We start from the raw sequence: 20477 nt of genomic DNA, 5'->3' as shown, positions 1-20477 counted from the left end.
CGCAACCCATGCCAAGGAATGTCTCCCTGGCCGACGTCATCACGCTCGCGGAAATCAAGGCGCTGGCCGACCCGAAGTCCTTCGAGCGCGGCAAGGCCTATTACCACGACGGCGCGGTCTCGCGGCTGACCGAGCACGACGGCGCGCTGTCGGCCACCGTGCGCGGCACGCACCGCTACCACGTCGAATTTTCCGTCGACGATGAAGGCTTGCTCGACTACGCATGCAATTGCCCGGTTGGTGTCGACGAGATCTTCTGCAAGCATGCGGTCGCCGTCGCGTTGTCGTGGCTCGAAAACAGCGGCGAGGAGGTTTTTCACGACGAGACGCCCGAGCCGGCGCGCCCGCGACGCAAGCGCAAGACCCATGCGGAGCTGATTCGCGACTATCTGGCGGCGCTCGACGAGGACGCGTTGCGCAACTGGCTGCTCGATGCGGCCGAGCGCGACCGGTCATTGCGCGACAGGCTGCTGTTCGAGGCGCGCGCCGCGAATGCCGGCGACGTTGCGAGCCTGCGGGCCGCCGTTCGTCAGCTGGCGCGCGTGGCGCGGCCGCTCGGCTGGGACGAGGCGCACACCTTTGGAGAGAACCTCTTCGAATTGGCCGACATGCTGCGTCGGCAACTGGCGGGCCCTCATGCGGCACACGTGGTCGAGCTAGCCGAACTCGCGATCGCGGACGCGGAAGCGAGCCTCGAGCAGATCGACGACTCGGACGGCAGCGTCGCGCCCGGGATTTACGAGCTGGCCCACCTGCATCTCGAAGCGTGCCGGCGGACCCGGCCGGACCCGGTGAAACTCGCCGAGCGCCTGTTCCGCCTGCAGGCCGACGGACGGTGGGACACGTTCTACGACGTGCTGCCGAATTATGAGGAACCGCTCGGCAGCGAAGGGATCGATCGGTATCGGGCGCTCGTCGAGCAAAGCTGGGCCGCGCTGCCGACGCTGGCGGCGGGCCGCGACGATCGGCGCTCGTACGAATCTGCGCGGCTGAATCTCGAACATGCGATGGAATCGCTGGCGAAGCGCGACGGCGATGTCGACGCGCTGATCCGTATCTGGTCGAAGGATCTGTCGGCTTCGCACCGATTTGCGCAGATCGCGGAACTGTGCGCCGAGCACGGCCGTTTCGACGAGGGGCTGGCATGGGCCGAGCGCGGGTTGGGTGGCGCGGGCGATCGGCGCGATTCGCGTCTGCTTGGCTTCTGCATTGCCGAATACCTGCGCCGGCGCGATTTCGACCGGGCCGACGCGCTTGCGTGGCAGCGCTTCGAGAGCCATCCGACCGCCGACGAATTCGCCGCGCTGATGAAGGTTGCGGCGAAGACCGCGCGACGTGATGCCGTGCGCGAACGCGCGATCGCGCATTTGCGGACGCTGGCGCGACAACGGGAAACCTCGAAGGAGAGCGCGAAGGCGAAGTGGGGCTGGCAGCCGTCACCGCGCACCGAACTCGTCAAGCTGCTGCTTGCCGAGAAGGATGTCGAAGCGGCCTGGGACGCGTTCGGCGGCGGGCCGGTTGCGACCGACGTCTGGCCGGCCATGGCGGCCGCGCGCGCGAAGACGCATCCCGACGAGGCGATCGCGCTCTATCATCGGCTGCTGCCGGTTGCGCTCGAGCGCGGCGCGGGCAGTGCGCGCTACGACGACGCGTTCGACGTCGTGCGCAAGATCGGCGCGCTGCGGGCGGCGCATCGGCAGCAAGCGGAATTCGACGCGGAGCTCGACGCGATACGCAGGACGTATCGCGCGAAGCGCAACTTCATCAAGCTGCTCGCGACACTCGGCGCGTCAGCCGGGTGACGGGATGCAGAGACAGATCAGGATGGAACATGCGATGAACGTCAACCTTGCCGCAATCGATGACGCAGTCCTGGCGCTTCTCTACCTGACGCTGCACGATCACAACCGCGCCTGGAAGAGTTTCGACTGGGATGCGCTGAATCGCCTGCATGAACGCGGCCTGATCGGCGATCCCGTCAACAAGGCGAAGTCGGTCGTCCTGAGCGACGAAGGCGTGCGGGAAGCGGAGCGCCTTTTCAAGCGGCTTTTCGCGAACCCCGACGGCGCGGCGGAGTCGTGATGGCGCGCGGCCTGCGATAAACACCGCGTCAGCACGCCGATCCTTCCTCACGCGACGGGGTCGTAGCGCCACCCGTCGCGGCTCCATCGCATCGTGTGCGTCGGCGCGAGCGCCGCGAGGAACGCCGCGTCGTGCGACGCGACGACCAGCGCGCCCGGGAAATCCGCGACACACCCGTCGCCTGCGCGCCACGCTCGGGGGCGTGTTACTGCACCGACACCGCCGCGAAGTTCTGCCGCCCGAACGGGCTCACGTGATAGCCGTTCACGCTCGTACGCGTGAGCGCGGCCGCGGTCGGGTAGCCGAGCGGGATCCACAGCGCCTGGTCGTGGATGATCTTCTGCGCGCTTTCGTACAGCTTCGCGCGCTTGGCCTGGTCGGCAGTCGACTTGCCGTCGGCGATCAGCTTGTCGAGCTGCGCGTCGCAGAAGCGCGCGAAGTTGATGCCCGACTTCACCGCGTTGCAGCTGAACAGCGGCGACAGGTAGTTGTCCGGATCGCCGTTGTCGCCGGCCCAGCCCATGAACAGCATCTCATGCTGGCCGAGCTTCGCCTGCTTGATCAGTTCGCCCCATTCGATCACCTTGACCTCGGCCTTCACGCCGATCTTCGCGAGGTCGGCCTGCAGCAGCTCCGCGCCGACCTTCGGGTTCGGGTTCAGCACGCTGCCGGTCGGGCGCGTCCAGATCGTCGTCGAGAAGCCGTTCGGGAAGCCGGCCTGCGCGAGCAGCTGCTTCGCCTTCGCGGGATCGTACGCATACGGCGCGACGTCCTTCGCGTAGCTCCACGTGTTCGGCGGATACGGGTTGTTCGCGGCCGTCGCGGTGTTGTCGAACACGACCTTCAGGTAGGTCGCGCGGTCGAACGCGAGGTTCAGCGCCTCGCGCACCTTGTCGTTGTCGAGCGGCTTCTTCTGCGTGTTCAGCGCGACGAACGCGGTCATGAAAGCGGGCGTCTGCACGACCTTCAGCGCGTTGTCGCCCTTCGCGGCGAGCACGTCCTGCGGCTTCGGCGACAGCGCGATCTGGCATTCGCCGGCCTTCACTTTCTGCAGGCGTACCGACGGGTCGGGCGTGATCGCGTAGATCAGCCGGTCGACCTTCGGTTTCGTGCCCCAGTACGTCGGGTTCGCGTCGTAACGGATCAGCGCGTCCTTCGTATAGCTCTTCAGCACGAACGGGCCGGTGCCGACCGGCTTCGCGTTCAGGTCGGCCTGCTTGCCGGCCTTCAGCAGCTGGTCCGCGTATTCGGCCGAGTAGATCGACGCGAAGCCCATCGTCAGGATCGGCACGAACGTCGCGTTCGGCTCGTTCAGCACGAACTTCACGGTGCTGTCGTCGACTTTCGTGACCGATTTCACGAGCTTCACGAGCCCCATCGACTGCGCGTGCGGGAAGCCGCTCGCGCCGGCCACCTTGTGCCACGGGTTCGAATCGTCGAGCATCCGCGAGAACGTGAACACGACGTCGTCCGCGTTCAGCGCGCGGCCCGGCTTGAAATAGTCGGTGGTCTGGAACGCGACGTTCGGACGCAGGTGGAACGTGTAGGTGAGGCCGTCGGCGCTGGCTTCCCATTTGTCGGCGAGCGCGGGCACGACCTTCTTCGCGGCTTCGTCGTACGACACGAGCGTGTTGAAGATCACGTCGGCCGATGCGTTGGTCGTGACGAGCGAGTTGTACTGCACGACGTCGAAGCCGTCCGGGCTCGATTCCGTGCAGACGGTGAGCGGCTTGGCGGCGACGAGGACGGGAGCCGCGGCCAGTGCGACCGCGGCGAACAGCTTGACCTGCATAGGATCTCCCACGTGGCTTGTGCCTTTTGCTTGATTGATGACGGGATGCGAATGCGCCGCCCGGAGGCGGCGCGGCTGGCGAATAGCATACCGTCAAAGCGCGCGACGCGTGGAAAAAGGCGCCTGAACGCGGGGAATTGACCGAAAAACGGCTGCGTTCGCGACGGAACGGCTGTTTGCGCGCCGGGGAGCGGTAGGGGGGAGGTAAGGGCGGCGCTCGAAGGCGGTCCGGCCGTGCGGCCGGACCCGGGGTGCTCAGTGCGCGCCGGCCTTCGGCTTGCGCGGCGCCTTCTCGAACAGGCGATCGTAGAGCCAGCGCGGCAGCACGTGCAACACCTTCGCGACGACGCCCATCTGCCACGGAATCACGCGGAACGCGTGCTGCCGCGCGATCGCCCGGGCCGCACGCGCGGCGAAGCGGTCGGCGTCCATCAGGAACGGCATCCGGTACGGATTGTGCGCGGTCATCGGCGTGCGGATGTAGCCGGGCGCGATCGTCACGACGCCGACGCCGGCCGGCCGCAGTTCGACGCGCAGCGCTTCGAGGTACTTGATCGCCGCCGATTTCGACGCGCTGTACGCGCCGGAGCCAGGCAGCCCGCGCACGCCGGCGACGCTCGCGACGCCGACCAGCGTGCCGTGGCGCGCGGCCGTCATCGGGCCGACGAACGGCTCGAACGTCGCGACCATCCCGTAGTAGTTGATGTCCATCACGTCGCGGAACGTCGCGAGATCGCCCTGGCCCGTGACGGCGCCCTGGCTGATGCCTGCGTTCGCGATCACGACGTCGGGGCAGCCGTGCGTCGCGATGAACGACGCGGCGGCCGTCGCGAGCGCGTCGGCGTCGCGCACGTCGGCGGAGTAGACGGAGATGGACAGCTTCGGGAAGCGTCGCGCGAACGCGTCGAGGGCATCGGTGCGTCGCGCGACGAGTGCGAGCGTGGCGCCCTGGCGGGCGTATTCCTCGGCCATCGCGAGGCCGAGGCCGCTCGATGCGCCGGTGATGAAGACCTTCAGCGGAGTAGTCATGCCGGCGCGCGGGCGGGGATCAGAGCTTCTTGTCCTGAACCTGCTTCACGAGGAAGTCGAGCACCTGGGCGGTGCCCGGGATGCTGTTCGCGTAAGCGGGGCCCGTCTTGTACTTGCCGTTGACGACGACCGTCGGCACGCCGTCGATCGCGTAGTCCTTCAGCAGCTTGGCCGACTGGTTCACTTCGCCCTGCACGCTGAACGAGTTGTACGCGTCCATGAACTGCTTCTTGTCGACGCCCTGCGTGGCCAGAAAGTCGGCCTGCGCCTGCGGCGTCAGCAGGTAGTTCTTCTGCTTGTGGATCGCGTTGAAGATCGCCGGCGTGACCTTCTCGGAGATGCCGAGCGCGGACACCGCGTAGAACAGCTTCGAGTGCGGGACGAAATCGTCACGGAACGCGACCGGGACGCGCTTGAAGTCGATGTTGCCGCCCTGCTTCTTCACCCAGGCCTCGATCGTCGGCTCGAATTCGTAGCAGTGCGGGCAGCCGTACCAGAAGAACTCGATCACCTCGACCTTGCCGGCCGGCGCGGACACCGGCTGCGGCGACTTCATCACCTCGAAGTCCTTGCCGGCGACCGGCGCGGCGGGCGAAGCCTGCGCGAGGCCGGCGGCCAGGCCCAGGGAAAGAAGGAGCGTGCTAAGCAGTTTTTTCATGTTGTGTGTATGTCGGATCAGTTGCTCGGGAAGCGAAACGTGACAGGGGCGGCGGTGCGGCCGCGCTTACTGCTTCGTGAAACGGATCACCGCCGTGTCGACACCTGCATCGGACAGGCGCTGGCGGGCCGAGTTCATATCCTCGAACTTCGAGAACGGGCCGACGCGCACGCGGAAGTACGTCACGCCGCTGACATCGCGCTTCGACACCTTCGACTCGAAGCCCTGGAAGCCGAGGCGCGCGCGCTGCTGCTCGGCGTCGCCTTCCGTCTTGTACGCGCCCACCTGCAGGAAGTAGCCGGTATTCGCGTCGTTCGCGGTCGGCGCCTTCGCGGCATTGCCGGCGTTGTTCGCGACCGTCGTCGACGACGTCGGCTTCGCGGCCTGCTGTTGCGCCTTCTGCGCGGCTTGCATCTGCGCCTGCTTCTGCGCGGCGAAGCGGGCGAGGTCGTCCTCGCCGCCTGCTGTTGCTGCTGCTGCTGCTGTTGCGGCTTCTTCGGCGGCGTGGTGTCGGCCGGCTTCGGCGCGACGGCGACGCCGTTGTTTGCCGAGTTGTTCGCGGCGTTGTTCGAACCGTTCGACGCGTGCGACCCGTTCGAGCCATTCGAAGCGTTCGATCCGCTGGAACCGTTCGACCCGCCGGCCGACGGCGGCACTTCGACGATCTGCGGTTCGGGCAGCAGGCCGCCCTGGGTCTGGTTCGCGGCCTGGCCGGGCGCGGTGTTCGGCGGTGCCGGCTGCGCGGCCTGCGGCACCGGCTGGCCGGGCGTCTTGCCCTGCAGCGCGCGGTTCGGATCGAACTGCTGCGGCTGGCTCGCGCCGTTGTCGGCCGGCGGCGGCGCGACCTTCGACACGAACGGCGACGGGGAACGCGTGATGTAGAGCGCCACCACCACCGCGATCGCGAGGCCGACGATCAGGCCCAGCACGATTCCAAGAAATGTCCCTCCGGCTTGTTTCGATTGCTTCGAAGTTCGGCGTGGTTGTGCCATTGCTTGAGTCACCTGCAAAAAGAATCGTGAAAGGGCCGGGGCGGGCGCTGCCCCGGCCATTCGCTGCCCGGTTCGGGCCGCTTGCGTCGTTACATCTTGGCGGGCGCGGACACGCCGAGCACCGCCAGACCGTTCTCGAGCACCTGCCGGGTCGCGGCGAGCAGCGCGGCGCGCGCATTGCGCGGCGCTTCGTCGTCCACCAGCACGCGCTCCGCATTGTAGAACGAGTGGAATTCACCAGCGAGGTCGCGCAGGTAGAACGCGACCGCGTGCGGCGCCAGCTCGTTCGCCGCGTGCGTGAGCATGTCCGGATACTCGGCCAGCTTCTGCATCAGCGACGCCGCCTGCGCGCTCGTCAGTTGCGACAGGTCGGCGCCCGGCAGCTGCGCGGCGTCGACGTTGTAGCGCGACTTCAGTTCGTTGAGCACCGAGCAGATCCGCGCATGCGCGTACTGGACGTAATAGACCGGGTTTTCGTCGTTCTGTTTCAGCGCGAGGTCGATGTCGAACACGAACTCGGTATCGGCCTTGCGCGAGATCAGGAAGAACCGCACCGCATCGCGGCCGCGCGTGATGGTCGCTTCGTCGATCAGGTCGGGCGCCGCTTCCTGGCCCGCCGCCGCGCCGCCCGACCATTCGATCAGGTCGCGCACCGTCACGTAGCTGCCCGCGCGCTTCGAGATCTTCACTTCCTGGCCGTCGCGCATCACGGTGACCATCTTGTGCAGCACGTAGTCGGGGTAGCCCTTCGGAATCCCGATGTGCAGGCCCTGCAGGCCGGCGCGCACGCGCGCGATCGTGCCGTGGTGGTCCGAACCCTGGATGTTGATCACCTTCGTGAAGCCGCGCTCCCACTTCGTCACGTGATACGCGACATCCGGCACGAAGTACGTGTACGTGCCGTCCGACTTGCGCATCACGCGATCCTTGTCGTCGCCTTCGTCGGTCGTGCGCAGCCACAGCGCGCCGTCCTGCTCGTAGGTCATGCCGGCCTTGATCAGCGCATCGACCGTCTTCTCGACGCGGCCTTCGCTGTACAGCGACGACTCGAGGTAGTACTGGTCGAACTTCACGCCGAACGCCTGCAGGTCCATGTCCTGCTCGCGACGCAGGTACGTGACCGCGAACTTGCGGATCGCGTCGAGATCCTCGACGTCGCCCGTGCCCTTGACCGGCTCGCCGTCCGACGCGGCGACCGTTTCGCCGGCCAGGAAGTCGCGTGCGATGTCGGCGATGTATTCGCCGTTGTACGCGGCTTCCGGCCAGCCCGCGTCGCCCGGCTTCAGCCCGCGTGCGCGCGCCTGCGTCGAGATCGCGAGGTTGCCGATCTGCACGCCTGCGTCGTTGTAGTAGAACTCGCGGTGCACCGCGTAGCCCTGGCTCGCGATCACGTTCGCGAGCACGTCGCCGAGCGCGGCCTGGCGGCCGTGGCCGACGTGCAGCGGGCCGGTCGGGTTCGCCGACACGAATTCGAGCAGCACCTGCTTGCCGTGTTCGCGCGTGGACAGGCCGAACCCGCGGCCTTCCGCGAGCACCGCGGCGATCACCGCCTGCTTGGCGGCGGCCGACAGGCGCAGGTTGATGAAGCCGGGGCCGGCGATCTCGGCGGCGTCGACGAGGCCTTGCGCGCCCGGCTGGGCGGTCAGGGCGGCGACGATCTGCTCGGCGAGCTGGCGCGGGTTCGTGCCGAGCGGCTTGGCGAGCTGCATCGCGACGTTGCACGCGACGTCGCCGTGCGCGGCGACCTTCGGGCGCTCGAGCGTGATGGTCGGGGCGACGAACGCAGCGTCGGCGCCCTTCAGCGCGTGTGCGACCTGCTTGACGCTATCCGCGAGCAGGGCTTCGAGGGTCTGTTTGTGTGCTGGCAGCATGCTGGTAGAAGGCTTCGTTGGTGGCGGCCGGAAACGCCGGCCCGCCGGCGCGCTTTTTAAGCGCGCGTTTCAGGGATCGCAGAATTTTAACAGGTGCTAATATGCCGCTCAGGCGGCCCGCGTCCGCGAGGCCGGACGCCGGTCTGCCGGCGGTCCCCAACCGCGCCGCGCAGGCACAACAAGATGAAAAGGGAATTGTCATGATTACGTTCAAGAGCAAGGCGGCACAGGATCTCGACGTGCTGAAGGATTTCGCCGTGTATGTGCTGGGTCTCGTCGGCAAGCAGCTGGGCGAGCGCGGCGTGATTACGCACGACGAACTGGACCACGCGATCGCCAAGCTGGAAGGCGCCGTTGCGCAGGCGAAGCAGGAACGCGCCGAGCACGCCGGCCATTTCCACGAGGACGAAGCCGACCACGCGCACCACGAAGTGCCGCCGAGCCTGGCACAGCGCGTCGCGCCGTTCCTCACGATGCTGCGCGAAGCGAAAGCCGGCGAAGCCGACGTGCACTGGGGCTTCTGACCTCCGCCGGTCGCCGGCACGACAAAAAGCCCGCTCTCGAGCGGGCTTTTTGCTGGGCATTCATCGGATGAAAGGGCGGCACGCGCCGCCCGCCGATGCGGATCAGAGCTGCGGCGCGAGCGCGCGGCGCGCGTCGTCGAGCGACAGCGCCATGCGCCGCGCGTAGTCCTCGAGCTGATCCTGACCGATTTTCCCGACCGAGAAATACGTGCTGTCCGGATGCGCGAGATAGAAGCCCGATACGCTCGCGGCCGGCAGCATCGCCAGCGAGTCGGTCACGCTCATGCCGATCTCGTCCGCGCGCAGCACGTCGAACATGTCGCGCTTCACGAGGTGGTCGGGGCAGGCCGGGTAGCCGGGTGCCGGGCGGATGCCCGCGTACTTTTCCGCGATCAGCGCGTCGTTGTCGAGCGTCTCGCCGCTCGCATAGCCCCACAGCTCGCGCCGCACGCGCGCGTGCATCGCTTCCGCGAACGCTTCCGCGAAGCGGTCGGCGAGCGCCTTCAGCATGATCGCGCTGTAGTCGTCGTGGTCGGCTTCGAACTGCTTTTCCTTCACGTCGACACCCAGGCCGGCGGTCACCGCGAACATCCCGATGTAGTCGGCGACGCCCGATTCCTTCGGCGCGATGAAGTCGGCGAGCGAGCGGTTCGGCCGCATCACGCCGTCGACCACCGGACGCACGCTCTGCTGGCGCAGGTTGCGCCACGTGAGCAGCACCTCGCTGCGCGATTCGTCGGTGTAGATCTCGATGTCGTCGTCGTTGACGGTATTCGCCGGCAGCAGCGAGATCACGCCGCTCGCGGTCAGCCAGCGGCCCTGGATCAGGCGCGCGAGCATCGATTTCGCGTCGGAGAACACGCGGCGCGCCGATTCGCCGACGATCTCGTCGTTCAGGATCGCCGGGTACGGGCCCGCGAGATCCCAGGTCTGGAAGAACGGGCCCCAGTCGATGTAGTTCGCGAGCTCGTTCAGGTCGTAGTTCCTGAACACGCGGCGGCCGATGAACTTCGGCTTCACCGGCTGGTAGCCCGCCCAGTCGATCTTCGCCTTGTTCGCGCGCGCCTCGGCGAGCGTGACCATCGGCTGCGCCTTGCGGTTCGCGTGCTGGTCGCGGATGCGTTCGTAGTCGGATTTCAGCTCGTCGAGGTACTTCGCCGCGCCTTCGTCGGACAGCAGGCTCGACGCGACCGACACCGAGCGCGACGCGTCGGGCACGTAGACCACCGGGCCTTCGTAGTGCGGCGCGATCTTCACGGCCGTATGCACGCGCGACGTCGTTGCGCCGCCGATCAGCAGCGGGATCTTCTTCACGCGGAAGTAGTCGTCGCGCTGCATTTCCGACGCGACGTACGCCATCTCCTCGAGGCTCGGCGTGATGAGGCCCGACAGCCCGATGATGTCCGCGCCCTCGACCTTCGCCTTCGCGAGGATCTCGTTGCACGGGACCATCACGCCCATGTTGACCACTTCGAAGTTGTTGCACTGGAGCACGACCGACACGATGTTCTTGCCGATGTCGTGCACGTCGCCCTTCACGGTCGCGATCACGATCTTGCCCTTCGCTCGCACGTCGCCGCCCGCTTCCGCGAGCAGGCGCTTTTCTTCCTCGATGAACGGGATCAGGTGCGCGACCGCCTGCTTCATCACGCGCGCCGATTTCACGACCTGCGGCAGGAACATCTTGCCCTGGCCGAACAGGTCGCCGACGATGTTCATCCCGTCCATCAGCGGCCCTTCGATCACGTTGATCGGGCGGCCGCCGGCCGCGGCGATCTTCGCGCGGACTTCTTCCGTATCCTCGACGATGAAGTTCGTGATGCCGTGCACGAGCGCATGCGAAAGCCGCTTCTCGACCGGCTGGTTGCGCCACTCGAGGTTCTCTTCCTTCTTCGCGCCGCCCGCCTTGAACTTGTCGGCGATCTCGAGCAGGCGGTCGGTCGAATCGTCGCGGCGGTTCAGGATCACGTCCTCGACGCGCTCGCGCAGCTCCGCGTCGAGCTCGGCGTACACGCCGAGCTGGCCCGCGTTGACGATGCCCATGTCCATCCCCGCCTGGATCGCGTGGTACAGGAACACGGTGTGGATCGCCTCGCGCACCGGGTCGTTGCCGCGGAACGAGAACGACACGTTCGACACGCCGCCGCTCACCTTCGCGTACGGCAGGTTCTGCTTGATCCAGCGGGTCGCCTCGATGAAGTCGACCGCGTAGTTGTTGTGCTCCTCGATGCCGGTCGCGACCGCGAAGATGTTCGGGTCGAAGATGATGTCTTCCGGCGGGAAGCCGCACTGGTTCACGAGCACGTCGTACGAGCGCTTGCAGATCTCGGTCTTGCGCGCGAACGTGTCGGCCTGGCCCTGCTCGTCGAACGCCATCACGACGGCCGCGGCGCCGTAGCGGCGGATCAGCTTCGCATGATGGACGAACGCCTCCTCGCTTTCCTTCAGCGAGATCGAGTTCACGATCGCCTTGCCCTGCACGCACTTCAGGCCCGCCTCGATGACTTCCCACTTCGACGAGTCGATCATGATCGGCACGCGCGCGATGTCCGGTTCCGATGCGATCAGGTTCAGGAAGCGCACCATCGCCGCCTTCGAATCGAGCATCGCCTCGTCCATGTTGATGTCGATCACCTGCGCGCCGTTCTCGACCTGCTGGCGCGCGACGGCGAGCGCCTCGTCGAACTGGCCGTTGAGGATCATGCGTGCGAACGCCTTCGAGCCGGTGACGTTGGTGCGCTCACCGACGTTGATGAAGAGCGTTCCGGACGTGACGTTGAACGGCTCGAGGCCGGCGAGGCGCATCATGTGATCGGTCATGGCGGTGCGGATTCTGGTGATGAAGGGCGTGGGGCGGTCGGGTCAGGCGTTGTCGCTGTACTGGTTCGGCCAGCGGCGCGGCTTCACGTCGGCGAGCGCCTTCGCGATCTCCGCGATGTGTTCGGGCGTCGTGCCGCAGCAGCCGCCCGCGAGGTTCACGAGCCCGGCTTGCGCGAATTCCTTCAGGAGGCCCGACGTGACGTCCGGCGTCTCGTCGAAGCCGGTTTCGGCCATCGGGTTCGGCAGGCCCGCGTTCGGGTAGCACGACACGTAGGTGTCGCACAGCTTCGCGAGCTCGGCGATGTACGGGCGCATCAGCGCCGCGCCGAGCGCGCAGTTCAGGCCGAACGTGAGCGGCTTCGCGTGACGCAGCGAGTTCCAGAACGCCTCGACGGTCTGGCCCGACAGGATCCGGCCCGACGCATCGGTGACGGTGCCCGAGATCATGATCGGCAGGCGCTCGCCGGTGTCCTCGAACAGCTCGTCGAGCGCGAACAGCGCGGCCTTCGCGTTCAGCGTGTCGAAGATCGTCTCGACGAGGAACAGGTCGACGCCGCCGTCGAGCAGCGCCTTCGCCTGCTGGTAGTACGACGCGCGCAGTTCGTCGAACGTGACGTTGCGGGCGCCCGGGTCGTTGACGTCCGGCGAGATGCTGGCCGTTTTCGGCGTCGGCCCGATCGCGCCCGCGACGAAGCGCGGCTTGTCGGGCGTCGCGTATTTGGCGGCCGCTTCGCGCGCGAGCTTCGCCGATTCGATGTTCATCTCGACGACGAGATCTTCCATCTCGTAGTCGGCCTGCGCGACGGTCGTCGCGCCGAACGTGTTGGTCTCGACGATGTCGGCGCCGGCCGCGAAGTACTGGTCGTGGATCTCGCGGATGATCTGCGGCTGCGTGATCGACAGCAGCTCGTTGTTGCCCTTGATGTCGCGCGGGAAATCCTTGAAGCGCTCGCCGCGATACGCGGCTTCGTCGAGCTTGTAGCGCTGGATCATCGTGCCCATCGCGCCGTCGAGGATCAGGATGCGCTGCTTGAGCAGCACCGGCAGCTGGGCGCCGCGCGTGTACGGGGCGTCGGGCGCGGCTGACGGGGCGGAGCGAACGGCGGATGAAGTCGCAGACATGGCGGATGACCGGCGAAGTGGGAAAGAAGCGGGAAAAGCGCCATTGTAGCCGTTGCGGCCGCCCGCCGTCCGGCGTGGCGCGGCGCCAAATGAAAACCCCCGCCCGGCGAACCGGGCGGGGGCATGATCGGAGTGCTCGCGGCGAACCCGGCGGCGTCAGCCAGTATCGGGCGCCGGGCTGGCGTGTCGTCAGTGCAGGACGACCGGTTGCGTCATCAGGCTGTCGAATTGTCCGAGGAATTCGTCGACCTCATCGAGCGACGGTTCATCTTCGATCAGCTGCTTCACGTGCGCGCGGAATCGTTCGGCAAGTTCGCCGTCGATGAAGATCTCGCGCTGCGCGTTCTTGTCGACGATTTCGTATCCGCCGGCATTCATCAGGTGGTGGCCGGCCTGCGGCGCGAATTCGACGACGCAGTAGTTGGGGCTGTTGTAGATCATTTGCATGGCGGCACTCCTCTTCGCAGTGGCATCTGGCCTTGTTGTCCCCTAGGTGGGGCGAGCCTTGCCGGTTTCAAGGGGCTTGCGCTGCACACCCCGTTCCCGTTTGCGTGGGGTGTATCGGTTAGAAGCCGATGTCTATGAAACGTTTCCCATTGTCGACCGGTGGACTGAAATAGTTGTTAAAGAGTGTCATGGACGGCATGACTGATATTACGGCGCGTGACGGCCGATCTTTATGGCGGGTAACCATCGGTCGAATTTGCCGATTCGCGGGCGCGGCACGTGGCGTCACGGCGTCGCGGGCGGCGACGACGCAGCCGAGGGCGGCGCATTCGACATGCCCGGTGCGGCGGCGTCGGACGCCGCATTCGGCGTGCCGCCGGTGTCCGGCGCCGCTTCGGCGGGCACGGCGGGTGCGGCGAGCGGGCCGTGCCACAACAGTTCGATCTGCGCACCGTTCGGTTCGGTCTGCACGAGCCGCGCGGGCAGCCAGCCGAGCGACGGTGCGAGCCACATGTCGATACGGCGCGTGTCGCCGTCGCGTCGCGGCAGGCGCATGAAGTGCCGCGCGCCGATGATGCCGGCCTGCGTCTGCACCTGCTCGTCGCCGATCACGGTGATCGGCCAGGTCTCGCCGCTGTTGTTGTCGATCACGAAGAACTGCTGCGTGACGCCCGGCTTGTACGTGGACGGATTGCCGCGCACGAGCCCCGACAGCTGCATCAGCATGCTGAAGCGGTCCTGTATGCCGTCGGGCAACGGGGCGTTGTTCGGCGTGCGCGTGAACACGACCTGACGGATCTCGCGATTGAAGATCGCGATGTCTTCCGGACGCTTGCCGCGCTTCTCGACGTAACGGTCGGGCGCGATCCCGTATGCATCGACGCGGCCCTGGCTCCGGTACCTGAACGGGCCGACGAACGGCACGGGCATCGACACCGACAGGTCGTAGGTGCGCCCGTCGGTCCGCCAGTGGATCGTGCCGATCATGTTCTGCATGCCGTTGTAGAACGTGTCGTACTGCAGGTCGCCGGAGGGCGGCGCGGCGAACTTCACGCCGTTCGTCGCGGGGCCGGCCGTCGCTGCGCCGCTTGCGCCGCCGGCCGCCGCAGCCGACGCGCCCGAGGCGGTGCCGCCGGCGGATGCGGCCGCGGCCGGCGGCACGCCTTCCGCGGCGGTCTGCGTCGACGTCAGCACCGGCTCCTGCGGCGCCGGCCGCGATGGCGCGGCCGCCGGCTTCGCGGGCTTCGGCGCGGCCGGCGCAGGCACGGCCGGCTTAGGCGCGGCCGGCCTTGCAGCCGGTTTCGGCGCAGGTGGCGCGGGCTGGCGCTCGATCGGCTGCGGTTTCAGCAGCTCGATCTGCACGGGGACTTCGGCGGGTGCGGGCGGCGTAAACGGTTCGCGATGACGCGTGAACCACAGCGCGGCGAGCGTGTGCAGCACCAGCACGACGACGAGCGCAATGCCCACGCGCAGCCAGCGGCGGGGCGGAGCGTAGCGGGGGCGGGCGTCGGAGGGCGGCATCGTCGGGCAGCGAAGGGTTCGGGGCGGTTGCGCGGCGTCGGCGCGCCGGCTGGCAGGTTGCGTCAGGAATCGGACCGCCGGGCGCGCCGCGCGTTCATGCGGCGCGTCGCGTGCCACGCGTCAGGCGTCAGGCGTCAGGCGTCGCGCGCGTCGGGACTATAGCCGAGTTCGTAAGACAGTTTCTGCGCGCAGGCGCGCAGCGCGGTGTCGATCTCCCCGCCCCATGCGATGTCGAACGAGCCTTCCTGGCCGAGCGCGACGATCGCGAGCGCCAGTTCGCCGACCGCATCGAACACGGGCATGCAGAACGCGTGGATCGTCGGCAGCAGCATCCCCTCGACGCGCGCGGCCTCGTGCTTGCGCACGTCGGCGAGCACCGCGTCGACCTCGTCGAGCGTGCGCGGGCCGCCGTGGTGCGGCGAGCGGCGCGTATCGGCGAGCTCGCGCTCGAGCATCGCGGCGGTCTTGCTGCGCGGCAGGTACGCGGCGAACAGCAGGCCCGTCGCGGAGCCGAGCAGCGGCATCACGTCGCCGAGCTTCAGCGATGCCTTCGCCGGGTGGCTCGATTCCATCCAGTGCACGATCGTCGGCCCCTGGTTGCCCCACACCGCGATACCGACCGTCTGGTCGAGGCGGTCGCGGAATTCGGTCAGCGCGATCCGCGCGAGCTTCACGCCGTCGACGCGCGCGAGCCGCGCGAGCCCCATCTGCAGCGCGAAGCCGCCGAGCTCGTAGCGGCCCGAGACGGGATCCTGCGACACCACGCCGAGCCGCGAGAAGCTGACCAGGTAGCGGTGCGCCTTCGCAGGGCTCATGCCCGCGCGCTGCGCGAGGTCGCGCAGCATCATCGCGCGCGGCTCGCTCGTCAGCACGTCGAGCAGGCGGAAGCCGACCTCGATCGACTGGATGCCGGAACGGACCTTCTCGCTGTTTTCGCCGTGCTCGCCGGAAGCGGCGTCGTCGGAGTCGGAGTCGGCGAGATCGTCGTCGGGAAGCGGGCTGGCAGGCATGGGCAGGTGCGCGAAAATGCGGCAGGAACCGGGGCTAAAAGGGGCGAAAAATCGGGGCGAAAGCGGCATGCACGATCGTGGCGCGCCGCAGGGATTCACCATCGTAAAATAGATTCCCTCCATCGTCACTACAACGGCAGAGTCCCCCCTTATGAAACTTGCTTCGCTGAAGGACGGCACGCGCGACGGCCAGCTGATCGTCGTGTCGCGCGACCTGCATACCGCGGCGATCGCCGACGCGATCGCGCCGACGTTGCAGCGCGTCCTCGACGACTGGGCGTTCTACGCGCCGCAGCTGCGCGACCTGTACGACGCGCTGAACCACGGCCGTGCGCGCAATTCGTTCGCATTCGATCCGGCCAACTGCATGGCGCCGCTGCCGCGCGCGTTCCAGTGGGCCGACGGTTCCGCGTACGTGAACCACGTCGAGCTCGTGCGCCGCGCGCGCGGCGCCGAGATGCCGCCCGAATTCTGGACCGACCCGCTGATGTACCAGGGCGGCAGCGACGATTTCCTCGGCGCGCGCGACGACGTCGTGTGCCCGTCCGAGGAATGGGGCATCGATTTCGAGGCGGAAGTCGCGGTGATCACCGGCGACGTGCGGATGAGCGCGTCGCCCGACGAAGCGCTGAAGGCCGTCCGGCTCGTCACGCTGGTAAACGACGTGTCGCTGCGCAACCTGATTCCGGCCGAGCTCGCGAAGGGCTTCGGCTTCTTCCAGAGCAAGCCGGCCACCGCCTTTGCGCCGGTCGCCGTGACGCCCGACGAGCTCGGCGACGCATGGCGCGAAGGCCGCGTGCACCGGCCGATGATCGTCCACTGGAACGGCAGGAAGGTCGGCCAGCCCGATGCGGGCACCGACATGGTGTTTCACTTCGGCCAGCTGGTCGCGCACGCGGCGAAGACGCGCAACCTGCGCGCCGGGTCGATCGTCGGCTCGGGCACGGTGTCGAACAAGGACGCGAAGCGCGGCTACTGCTGCATCGCCGAGAAGCGCTGCCTCGAGACGATCGAGCACGGCGCGCCGCAGACCGAATTCATGCGTTACGGCGATACCGTGCGCATCGAGATGTTCGACGCGGCCGGCAAGTCGATCTTCGGTGCGATCGAGCAGTCGGTCGCCCCGCCCGACGGCGCCGCCTGACGTAATGTAGCGAGCGGGCGCAACTCGGTTGCGGCGCGCGCGCCGGGTTTCGCCTGATGTTTGCCCGCGCGGGCTTGGCTACACTCGACTCATGGGTTTTTCCGCAAGGAGCTGCGCATGTCCGATACCGCCATTTACAGCGGTTATGAAGCACTGAAGGTGCGGCGCCAGCCGCACGGCATCCTCGACATCGTGATGAGCGGCGAGGGGGCGAATCGCAGCGGCCTCGCGACCGCGAACGCGCGCATGCATCGCGAGCTCGCCGACATCTGGCGCGACGTCGACCGCGATCCCGACACGCGCGTCGCGGTGATCCGCGGCGAAGGCAAGGGCTTCTCGGCGGGCGGCGATCTCGCGCTCGTCGAGGACATGGCGAACGACTTCGACGTGCGCGCCCGCGTGTGGCGCGAGGCGCGCGACCTCGTCTACAACGTGATCAACTGCAGCAAGCCGATCGTATCGGCGATGCATGGCCCGGCCGTCGGCGCGGGGCTCGTCGCCGGGCTGCTCGCGGACATCTCGATCGCCGCGAAGGACGCACGCATCATCGACGGCCACACGCGCCTCGGCGTCGCGGCCGGCGACCACGCGGCGATCGTGTGGCCGCTGCTGTGCGGGATGGCGAAGGCGAAGTACTACCTGCTGCTGTGCGAGCCGGTGAGCGGCGAGGAGGCCGAGCGGATCGGGCTGGTGTCGCTCGCGGTCGAGCCGGCCGAGCTGCTGCCGAAGGCGTACGAAGTGGCCGAGCGGCTCGCGCACGGTTCGCAGTCGGCGATCCGCTGGACCAAGTACGCATTGAACAACTGGCTGCGCACGGCCGGGCCGACCTTCGATACGTCGCTTGCGCTCGAATTCATGGGGTTTGCCGGGCCCGACGTGCAGGAAGGCCTCCGGTCGCTGCGCGAGCGGCGCCCGCCCGAGTTCCCCGGCGACGCCCCGTTCTGACACGCACCGGCGCTATGATCGAACCAGGCGGCCGGGCGATCCGGCCGCTCCCCCAGTCAACCAGGATGCCCGTATGACGACCGATGCCTCCGGCTCCAATCCTTTCGCCGGCTTTGCCGGCTTCAAGCCCGCCGACATGATGGACCGGATGTGGGACATGATGCGGATGTCGCCGTTCGGCGGCATGGGCGCATTCCCCGGCGCGACGCATGGGCTGCCGCCGTCGCTGTCGAGCATGTCCGACATGATGGCGCCGCTCACGAGCGTCGAGGAACTCGACAAGCGCATCACCGACCTGCGCGCGGTCGAGCAATGGCTGAAGCTCAATCTCGGGATGCTGCAGTCGGCGATCCAGGCGCTCGAGGTGCAGCGCGCGACGCTCGCGACGCTGCGTGCGTTCGGCGCGTTCGCGCAGAGCTCGATGTCGGCGGCCGAGGAAGCGGCCGTCGCGGCGGCGAAGGCGGCCGCGACCCCGCTCGGCGACACGCAGCAGGCCGCGCCGGAAGGCGCGCAAGCGGACGCGCCGCCCGAGGGCGAGAGCGCCGCGCAGAACGTGGCCTTCGATCCCGCCGGCTGGTGGAACCTGCTGCAGTCGCAGTTCAACCAGCTCGCGAGCCTCGCGATGGCGCAGCCGGGCGCACAACCGGCCGCGCCGGACGCACCGGCTGCGCCGGCGGCATCGGCCGCGGCGCGGCCCGATCCGGCCGACCCGCCGCCGGCGGCGCCGCGCAAGCCCGCCGCGAAGCGCGCGAAGCCGGCCGGATCGTCCGGCTCGTCCGGTTCGGCCGCGGCGCGCGCGGCGGCCGCTTCGTCGCCCGAAACCCGTCCGCCGAAGCGTTCGACGTGACGGCGCGGCGGCTCATGTAGCAGGCCTGGCGATGCGGCTCGCGCTCGTTCTGATGGGAGGCGGCGCACGTGCCGCCTATCAGGTCGGCGTGCTCAAGGCGCTGGCCGAGATCGCGCGCGAGGCCGATCCGCAGCGGCACACGCTGCCGTTCGCGGTCGTGTGCGGCTCGTCGGCCGGCGCGATCAACGCAACGTCGATCGCGAGCCACGCGGACGACTTTTCCCATGGCGTGCGGCGCCTGCTCGAGTTCTGGGAGCCGTTGCGCGCCGACTACGTGTATCGCACCGACTGGCTCGGCATCGCGGCCGCCGGTGCGCGCTGGCTCGCGGCGATGACGTTCGGCTGGGCGGCCCGCCGCTCGCCGCGCGGGCTGCTCGACAACGCGCCGCTCGCGCACCTGCTGCAGCGCGAGCTGAGCTTCCACCGGATCGAGCAGATGCTCGAGGCGCGCCTGCTGCACGCGCTGTCGATCACGGCGCTCAGCTATTCGAGCGGCCGGCACCTCACCTTCTACCAGGCGGCCCAGCCGATCCAGGCGTGGCGGCGCGCGCAGCGCACCGCGCGGCTCGTCGACCTGTCGGCATCGCACCTGCTCGCGTCGTCGGCGATTCCGTTCGTGTTCCCGGCCGTGCCGCTCGTGCTCGACGGGCAGATCGAGTACTTCGGCGACGGGTCGATCCGGCAGATCGCGCCACTGTCGCCGGCGATCCACTTCGGCGCGCACCGGATCGTCGTGGTCGGTGCGGCCGACCCGCGGCCCGAGATTCCGGCCGCGAACGGCACGGGGCGGGTACGCGGCTACCCGACGCTCGCGCAGATCGGCCAGCAGGTGCTCGCGAGCGTGTTCCTCGATTCGATCGGCTCGGACATCGAGCGCATCGAGCACATCAACCGGATGATCGAGCACCTGCCGCACCAGGTCGAGGTGGACAGCGGCTGGCGGCATGTCGACGTGCTCGCGATCGCGCCGTCCGAGCGCATCGAGCTGATCGCGGCGAAACACCTGAAGCAGATGCCGGCGACGATGCGCGGGCTGCTCGGCGCGGTCGGCGGCAGCCAGCCGGCCGGCGCGTCGTTTGCGAGCTACCTGCTGTTCGAGGAGGCATTCACGCGCGAACTGATCGAGCTCGGCTACCGCGACGGGCGCGCGCAGCGCGACACGCTGGCCGGCTGGATCGCGCTGGCGGACGGCGCGAGCGCGTCGCCGGCCGACGGGCAGGCGGCCGGGGAAATGCGGGTCTGACGCGGATCGGCTGCGGGATCGGCTGCGTTTCCGCGATGCCGGCTGCGACGCTTTGCCGCATGGCGGCTGTCGGGAAGCGACCGGAAGCCTGTCTCGGAACCGTCATGCACGCGTGCTATCATGGCCGCCGCCGTATACACCATATCGAACAGCTCGCCGGACCGGCGCCCGCAAGGGGCCGCGACGGGCTCGCCAGCGAAGCCGGCCAGCGCCGGCCCCCACTCAGGCAAGCGCGCAGCCGGTTCCGTTCGCGCGGAGCGCGGCGCGCGGGCTTGCCCCAAGCGAGCGGCTTACGCGGCCGCCCGGCTGCCGGACGCGGAACACGCGGCCCGGGGGCTGGTTTCCCGCGTAAAATTACAGTCTTGGCCGCAAAAAGCGCGCTCGGCGCGCCTTGGCGGCAACAGTCACGTTTAGAGAAGTCGCATTGCGC

The 20477-nt window shown here is 68.2% G+C and carries 16 protein-coding genes and 1 pseudogene; 7 read left to right on the top strand and 10 right to left on the bottom strand.

What is annotated here, in order from left to right; all coding sequences use genetic code 11:
• The first annotated feature begins 8 nt into the window (after positions 1-8).
• Both WT26_RS19130 and WT26_RS19125 read left to right on the top strand, forming a co-directional pair.
• Entirely contained in the window at positions 9-1802 is a 1794-nt protein-coding gene (locus WT26_RS19130; protein WP_059951115.1) for an SWIM zinc finger family protein, read from the top strand.
• A 34-nt stretch (positions 1803-1836) separates the two neighbouring features.
• Positions 1837-2082 carry a DUF6429 family protein gene (locus WT26_RS19125; RefSeq protein ID WP_059956972.1) on the top strand — a complete coding sequence of 82 codons (246 nt, stop codon included), beginning with the start codon at positions 1837-1839 and terminating at the stop codon, positions 2080-2082.
• 205 nt (positions 2083-2287) lie between these two features.
• Here the strand turns inward: WT26_RS19125 and WT26_RS19120 are convergent, their stop codons facing one another.
• The 5 genes and pseudogenes from WT26_RS19120 to argS all read right to left on the bottom strand — a co-directional run bounded on the left by WT26_RS19120 (position 2288) and on the right by argS (position 8424).
• On the bottom strand, positions 2288-3874 hold the full coding sequence (locus tag WT26_RS19120) for an ABC transporter substrate-binding protein (RefSeq protein WP_069273536.1): 1587 nt from the start codon (positions 3872-3874) through the stop codon (positions 2288-2290).
• 255 nt (positions 3875-4129) lie between these two features.
• Complete coding sequence (locus WT26_RS19115) at positions 4130-4903, bottom strand: SDR family oxidoreductase (RefSeq protein WP_021162605.1); 774 nt, start codon at positions 4901-4903, stop codon at positions 4130-4132.
• Positions 4904-4922: 19 nt separating this feature from the next.
• Positions 4923-5561, bottom strand: coding sequence for a thiol:disulfide interchange protein DsbA/DsbL (locus tag WT26_RS19110; protein WP_059521203.1), 639 nt, complete (start codon positions 5559-5561; stop codon positions 4923-4925).
• Between the two features lie 66 nt (positions 5562-5627).
• A pseudogene (locus WT26_RS19105) lies at positions 5628-6553 on the bottom strand (SPOR domain-containing protein).
• An 89-nt stretch (positions 6554-6642) separates the two neighbouring features.
• Positions 6643-8424, bottom strand: a complete 1782-nt coding sequence (argS, locus tag WT26_RS19100; protein ID WP_069273535.1) for an arginine--tRNA ligase — start codon at positions 8422-8424, stop codon at positions 6643-6645.
• 200 nt (positions 8425-8624) lie between these two features.
• Between argS and WT26_RS19095 the strand changes: the two genes are divergently transcribed.
• Positions 8625-8948: a DUF1840 domain-containing protein gene (locus WT26_RS19095; protein WP_011353361.1), complete on the top strand. Its 324-nt coding sequence runs from the start codon at positions 8625-8627 to the stop codon at positions 8946-8948.
• Positions 8949-9050: 102 nt separating this feature from the next.
• Here WT26_RS19095 and metH read toward each other — a convergent pair whose 3' ends face one another.
• The 5 genes from metH to WT26_RS19070 all read right to left on the bottom strand — a co-directional run bounded on the left by metH (position 9051) and on the right by WT26_RS19070 (position 15868).
• Complete coding sequence (gene metH, locus WT26_RS19090) at positions 9051-11768, bottom strand: methionine synthase (protein ID WP_069273534.1); 2718 nt, start codon at positions 11766-11768, stop codon at positions 9051-9053.
• A gap of 42 nt (positions 11769-11810) precedes the next feature.
• Complete coding sequence (locus WT26_RS19085; protein WP_069273533.1) at positions 11811-12890, bottom strand: homocysteine S-methyltransferase family protein; 1080 nt, start codon at positions 12888-12890, stop codon at positions 11811-11813.
• Between the two features lie 189 nt (positions 12891-13079).
• Positions 13080-13337, bottom strand: coding sequence for a DUF3567 domain-containing protein (locus WT26_RS19080; protein WP_069273532.1), 258 nt, complete (start codon positions 13335-13337; stop codon positions 13080-13082).
• Positions 13338-13622: 285 nt separating this feature from the next.
• Positions 13623-14858 (bottom strand): DUF3108 domain-containing protein, encoded by a 1236-nt coding sequence (locus WT26_RS19075; protein ID WP_069273531.1) that lies wholly within the window; start codon positions 14856-14858, stop codon positions 13623-13625.
• Positions 14859-14992: 134 nt separating this feature from the next.
• A complete protein-coding gene (locus WT26_RS19070; protein WP_059666490.1) occupies positions 14993-15868 on the bottom strand; it encodes an IclR family transcriptional regulator in 876 nt (291 codons plus the stop codon).
• 151 nt (positions 15869-16019) lie between these two features.
• On the opposite strand from WT26_RS19070, the gene WT26_RS19065 reads away from it, so the two are divergent.
• The 4 genes from WT26_RS19065 (at position 16020) to WT26_RS19050 (ending at position 20047) form a co-directional block, all read left to right on the top strand.
• Positions 16020-17012, top strand: coding sequence for a fumarylacetoacetate hydrolase family protein (locus tag WT26_RS19065; protein WP_059521209.1), 993 nt, complete (start codon positions 16020-16022; stop codon positions 17010-17012).
• Between the two features lie 117 nt (positions 17013-17129).
• Complete coding sequence (locus WT26_RS19060) at positions 17130-17957, top strand: enoyl-CoA hydratase/isomerase family protein (protein WP_069273530.1); 828 nt, start codon at positions 17130-17132, stop codon at positions 17955-17957.
• Positions 17958-18030: 73 nt separating this feature from the next.
• Entirely contained in the window at positions 18031-18804 is a 774-nt protein-coding gene (locus WT26_RS19055) for a PhaM family polyhydroxyalkanoate granule multifunctional regulatory protein (protein ID WP_069273529.1), read from the top strand.
• Positions 18805-18835: 31 nt separating this feature from the next.
• Positions 18836-20047 carry a patatin-like phospholipase family protein gene (locus WT26_RS19050; RefSeq protein WP_069273528.1) on the top strand — a complete coding sequence of 404 codons (1212 nt, stop codon included), beginning with the start codon at positions 18836-18838 and terminating at the stop codon, positions 20045-20047.
• The last annotated feature ends 430 nt before the right edge of the window (positions 20048-20477 follow it).

Origin of the sequence: Burkholderia cepacia, from assembly GCF_001718835.1 — a bacterium.
Lineage (GTDB): Bacteria > Pseudomonadota > Gammaproteobacteria > Burkholderiales > Burkholderiaceae > Burkholderia > Burkholderia cepacia_F.
This window is presented reverse-complemented; position numbering and strand designations above follow the sequence as displayed.

Excerpts from the sequence above, each read along its gene's own strand:
- WT26_RS19085 (WP_069273533.1), bottom strand. The coding sequence starts at position 12,890 with ATGTCTGCGACTTCATCCGCCGTTCGCTCCGCCCCGTCAGCCGCGCCC.
- metH (WP_069273534.1), bottom strand. The coding sequence starts at position 11,768 with ATGACCGATCACATGATGCGCCTCGCCGGCCTCGAGCCGTTCAACGTC.
- argS (WP_069273535.1), bottom strand. The coding sequence starts at position 8,424 with ATGCTGCCAGCACACAAACAGACCCTCGAAGCCCTGCTCGCGGATAGC.
- WT26_RS19120 (WP_069273536.1), bottom strand. The coding sequence starts at position 3,874 with ATGCAGGTCAAGCTGTTCGCCGCGGTCGCACTGGCCGCGGCTCCCGTC.
- WT26_RS19060 (WP_069273530.1), top strand. The coding sequence starts at position 17,130 with ATGTCCGATACCGCCATTTACAGCGGTTATGAAGCACTGAAGGTGCGG.
- WT26_RS19110 (WP_059521203.1), bottom strand. The coding sequence starts at position 5,561 with ATGAAAAAACTGCTTAGCACGCTCCTTCTTTCCCTGGGCCTGGCCGCC.
- WT26_RS19070 (WP_059666490.1), bottom strand. The coding sequence starts at position 15,868 with ATGCCTGCCAGCCCGCTTCCCGACGACGATCTCGCCGACTCCGACTCC.
- WT26_RS19125 (WP_059956972.1), top strand. The coding sequence starts at position 1,837 with ATGAACGTCAACCTTGCCGCAATCGATGACGCAGTCCTGGCGCTTCTC.
- WT26_RS19050 (WP_069273528.1), top strand. The coding sequence starts at position 18,836 with ATGCGGCTCGCGCTCGTTCTGATGGGAGGCGGCGCACGTGCCGCCTAT.
- WT26_RS19075 (WP_069273531.1), bottom strand. The coding sequence starts at position 14,858 with ATGCCGCCCTCCGACGCCCGCCCCCGCTACGCTCCGCCCCGCCGCTGG.
- WT26_RS19055 (WP_069273529.1), top strand. The coding sequence starts at position 18,031 with ATGACGACCGATGCCTCCGGCTCCAATCCTTTCGCCGGCTTTGCCGGC.
- WT26_RS19065 (WP_059521209.1), top strand. The coding sequence starts at position 16,020 with ATGAAACTTGCTTCGCTGAAGGACGGCACGCGCGACGGCCAGCTGATC.
- WT26_RS19130 (WP_059951115.1), top strand. The coding sequence starts at position 9 with ATGCCAAGGAATGTCTCCCTGGCCGACGTCATCACGCTCGCGGAAATC.
- WT26_RS19115 (WP_021162605.1), bottom strand. The coding sequence starts at position 4,903 with ATGACTACTCCGCTGAAGGTCTTCATCACCGGCGCATCGAGCGGCCTC.
- WT26_RS19095 (WP_011353361.1), top strand. The coding sequence starts at position 8,625 with ATGATTACGTTCAAGAGCAAGGCGGCACAGGATCTCGACGTGCTGAAG.
- WT26_RS19080 (WP_069273532.1), bottom strand. The coding sequence starts at position 13,337 with ATGCAAATGATCTACAACAGCCCCAACTACTGCGTCGTCGAATTCGCG.